Source organism: Pseudoxanthomonas sp. 22568, assembly GCF_052044485.1.
In the GTDB taxonomy this organism is placed as follows: domain Bacteria; phylum Pseudomonadota; class Gammaproteobacteria; order Xanthomonadales; family Xanthomonadaceae; genus Pseudoxanthomonas_A; species Pseudoxanthomonas_A beigongshangi.
Genome location: NZ_JBQENC010000030.1, coordinates 1 through 3,870, shown reverse-complemented (window position 1 = coordinate 3,870; position 3,870 = coordinate 1). Strand labels below are relative to the sequence as shown.

Genomic DNA, 3,870 nt, shown 5'->3' with positions numbered 1-3,870 from the left:
CGCGCTGGCTGAAGTCGCCGGCGGCCGCGGCGCTGGCCAGGCGCTTGATTTCGGCGTTGATGGCCGAAAGACTCGCCTTCACCGCATCGACCGTTTCGGTCATCAGCGCCTTCTCGCCGGGCAGGCGCGCGATGTCGACCGACAGATCGCCGATGGAGTAGCGCTGCATGATGCGCAGCGCGTCCAGGATTGCGGCCACGTGCTCGCCGACCAGACCGTTGGTCTCGCGCACCATGTCCCCGTACTCGCCGGGGAACGCGGATTCGTCCATGCGATAGCTGATGGTGCCTTCGTCATGGCGGCGCGCCATCTCGCGCTGCGCGCCGATCACCGCGCGCAACTGGTCCTGCATCCGGTGCATGCTTTCCAGCAGGCGCCCGGGTTCGTCGTGCGGTTGCTCGCCGATGGCGTTCTCCAGCCGGCCCGCGGCGATGGACTCGGCCACGCGGGTGGCGTGCCGCAGCGGCACCACGATGCGGGTGCCGATAATCCAGCTCAGCAGCACCACGATGATCACCAGCGTGCCGCCGGCCAGGGTCATGATGCCGGTGAACATCCACGCCTGGCCCTGTACGTCGTCCATGTACACGCCAGTGGCCACCACCCAGTTCCAGGTCTTGTAGGGCGCGGCATAGACGACCTTGGCGATCGGCTCGTCACCGCCCGGCTTGGGCCAGCGGAACTCGACGAAACCGCCACCGCGGCGCGCGGCTTCCACGCCCTCGCGATACAGCAACACGCCGTCCGGGCTGCGTTCGTCGCCAATCGGCTTGCCGGCCAGTTCCTTGCGGATCGGATGCATCAGCATGACCGGCTGCATGTCGTGGATGTAGTAGTAGTCCACGCCCTTGTTGCCGCGCATGCGCTCGATTGCCTTGAGCGCGTTCGCGCGGGCCGCCGCGGGGTCGAGTTCGCCGGATTTTTCCAGGCCTGCGTAGTGATCGAGGATGCCGAAGGTCAGCTCCACCCGGGTCTTCAGGCCCGCCTTGCGGGTTTCATAGAGATCCAGGTACTGCATGCGCGCGGCGATCACGGCCAGGGCCACGATGCCGATCGCGATCAGGACGGTGAGCAGGTTGAGTTTGTGCCGGACCGGCAGGTTGGCGAAGCGGCGGGACAGGTTCATGGCGAACTCGGGGGGAAGGAAAGTAGGGATCAGGCGGTGCGCCAGCGGAGAGCGCAGGCGCGAATGGACGCTCGGATGGGAGCCTGGTTAGGAGCGGCTTCCCGCCGCCTGCTCTTGGCTGCTTGAGCGTGCGCGCGGGAAGCCCGCGCCGGCGATGGCGCTCCTGCCGGATCGGATTCGCACGTACCCCGCGTGGTGTCGAACCGTGTCCACCATTGCCGCAGCCTGCGATGATTCCGGCGCGTGCTCGCGCTGCACGGAATGACGACGCCGATGGCCGGCACGGCCAGCATCAGGAGGAACTTGCCGCGCAGGGAAAGATCACTGGAACGCGGGCGGGATGCAGCGGACTTCATGGGGACTTCCGTTCACTTCTGGCAGAGGGGCGCTGGGCCCGGTAGTGCTATCGGCGCGGAGCGCGCGGGCGTTGAATCATCCTTGGTCGTAGGGGAATGCCTGACAGCCGGCCGCGCGGGGCGTGCGCGGACGCGGGGGAAGCCTGGCTCCCCCCGCGCGGGCGGTCATGCGCTGGAACCGTCGCGCGAAGCGGCGTCAGGCCGCTTCGGCTTCGGCGGTGTGTTCGGTCAGATCGGCGCTGTCGATCAGGGTCTCGATGTCCAGCAGGATCAGCATGCGGTCGTCGACGGTGCCGATACCGGAGATGAAGCGGGTATCGACACTGGCGCCGAACTCGGGGGTCGGGCGGATCTGATCCTGCTCCAGCGGGATCACGTCGGAGACGCTGTCGACCACGATGCCGACCACGCGGTCCTCGACGTTGAGCACGATCATCACGGTGAAGGCGTCATAGCGCGCTTCCTTCAGGCGCAGCTTCAGGCGCAGGTCGATGACCGGGACGATGGTGCCGCGCAGGTTGATCACGCCCTTGATGTACTCGGGAGCATCCGGCAGCCGGGTGACGGCGTCGTAACCACGGATCTCCTGGACCTTCAGGATGTCCACCCCGTAGTGCTCCTCGCCCAGCGCGAAGCTGAGGAACTCCGCGGCCGTGGTCTTGTTGTCGCTCATCGCAATGCTCCTGTGCATTCTGGCTGGGACGCGGAGGCGTCCTTCCCGCTACTCATCGGCCGGGAAGGCGGGGACTTTAGGCGGGGAGGCGAGGCGGCGCGCGGAACCGGGATGGGGACCGCAGAATCGGAGCGTCAGCCGATCCCGCGTTCGCGGGCGCTGCGCTGCCGTTCCATGCGGAAGATGTAGCGCTGGATCTGGGCGTCGCCGCCGCGCGGCAGGTCGGTGAACTGGCAGCCGGCGCGCCAGATTTCCCGGCCGTTGGGGCGGGACTGGCGGAACAGGTTCTTGACCATCAGCCGCACCTGCAGCGGCTCACCGTCCGGCAGCAGGAGCCGGCAGTCGGTGTATTCGCGAAAGGGACGGAACTCCGGGCGCTCCGGCGGCACTTCCACCGCCAGGCCTCCGCCGCTGATGTCCAGCACCCGCATTTCCACCCACTGCGGGTCCTCCTCGCCGACGGCGAACGGGATCAGGCAGCGCACCGGATACGAGACCGGCACCTGCAGGCGGTAGAACTCGCGCCGCTGCAGGCGCAGCACGCGCTCCGGCAGCGGTGCGCGGAAGGCGGTCTGGCCGTCCACGCGCAGGCGTTCGCAATCGGTCAGGGGAAACTGCACGTGCACGCGATCCAGCTGCGACACGCAGATGATCTGGGCCGCTTCCTCGACCGCGCGGTTGATGGTTTCGCTGATGCTGCCGTCGAACAGCAGGCTTCCCTCATCGGCGGCGAGCTCGATGAGCGCGGTGGGAAAGACATGGCCGCGCGGCACCAGGTGCGCGCTGATCAGGGCGCGGCGGTCGATCAGTGCCTGCAGCACCTGGCGAATGTCGCGCGGGTGCCGGAGCAGGTACTTCTCTTCCTCGTCGTACCGCACGGGTTCCTGGGTGGCGGCCTCGATCTGTTCGGACATGGGCTCGATGTGGGAAGCGGAAAATGGCCAGGCCCGGTGGGGAGCGGGACACCTGCCGATATATCGACCTCGTCACGGATTCTTTAGAGAAGGGGAGAGCGGTCGTGACGGGGATTGACCCGCGCAGTGGGAGCCGAGCGGTGTTTGTTGCTGGCGTGAAGAGCCAATCCCCCTCAATCCCCCTTCTTCGAAAGGGGAGGCAAAAGCAGGTCGTCCGTGGAGTTGACAGCCCCCTTTGACCCGCCGTTCGGCTGTTGAAAGCGCAAAAGGGGGCGGGCGCCTGCGAAGCAGTGGATTTGCTTTTGGCGCGAAGAGCTAATCCCCCTCAATCCCCCTTCTTCGAAGGGGGAGGCAACAGCGGGTCGTCTTTGCAGTGGATAGCCCCCTTGACCCGCCATTCGGCGGTTGCAAGCGAAAAAAGGGGGCGGGCACCCGCGTCAGCGGGTGACGGGGGATTGGCTTTTGGCGCCAAGAGCAAATCCCCCTCGGTCCCCCTTCTTCGAAGGGGGAGGCAAAAGCGGAAAGGCCGTGGTCAGAACTCCTGCCAGTCGCCGTCGGCCAGGGCCGGTTCGGGCTTGCGGCGAACTGGGGCGGCAGGCTTGCGCGGCGCGGGCCGTGCGGGCGCGCGCACGGGCGACGCGGCGACCACCGGCGTCGGCATCCGCGCGGCCGGGGCATGGCCGTCGAGCTCGAACACATCCACCGCCTCGGAGAGCAGGCGGGCCTGGTCTTCCATGCTGCGGGCGGCGGCGGAGGCTTCCTCGACCAGGGCGGCGTTCTGCTGGGTGGTCTCGTCCATCT

3 protein-coding genes and 1 pseudogene are annotated in these 3,870 nt (G+C 67.5%); all 4 read right to left on the bottom strand.

The features are described 5' to 3' along the window. Positions 1-1,126: cache domain-containing protein (locus ACTJI2_RS20005; protein WP_440843131.1), on the bottom strand; the 1,126-nt coding region annotated here is incomplete at its 3' end. Positions 1,127-1,678: 552 nt separating this feature from the next. After that, complete coding sequence (locus ACTJI2_RS20000; RefSeq protein WP_141452547.1) at positions 1,679-2,155, bottom strand: chemotaxis protein CheW; 477 nt, start codon at positions 2,153-2,155, stop codon at positions 1,679-1,681. Between the two features lie 134 nt (positions 2,156-2,289). Then, positions 2,290-3,069, bottom strand: a complete 780-nt coding sequence (locus ACTJI2_RS19995) for a flagellar brake protein (RefSeq protein ID WP_318289237.1) — start codon at positions 3,067-3,069, stop codon at positions 2,290-2,292. Positions 3,070-3,601: 532 nt separating this feature from the next. Continuing rightward, a pseudogene (locus ACTJI2_RS19990) lies at positions 3,602-3,870 on the bottom strand (methyl-accepting chemotaxis protein); the annotation flags it as partial.

What these genes read in the sequence shown, in the direction of transcription:
- ACTJI2_RS20000 (WP_141452547.1), bottom strand. Translation starts at nt 2,155, where the DNA reads ATGAGCGACAACAAGACCACGGCCGCGGAGTTCCTCAGCTTCGCGCTG.
- ACTJI2_RS19995 (WP_318289237.1), bottom strand. Translation starts at nt 3,069, where the DNA reads ATGTCCGAACAGATCGAGGCCGCCACCCAGGAACCCGTGCGGTACGAC.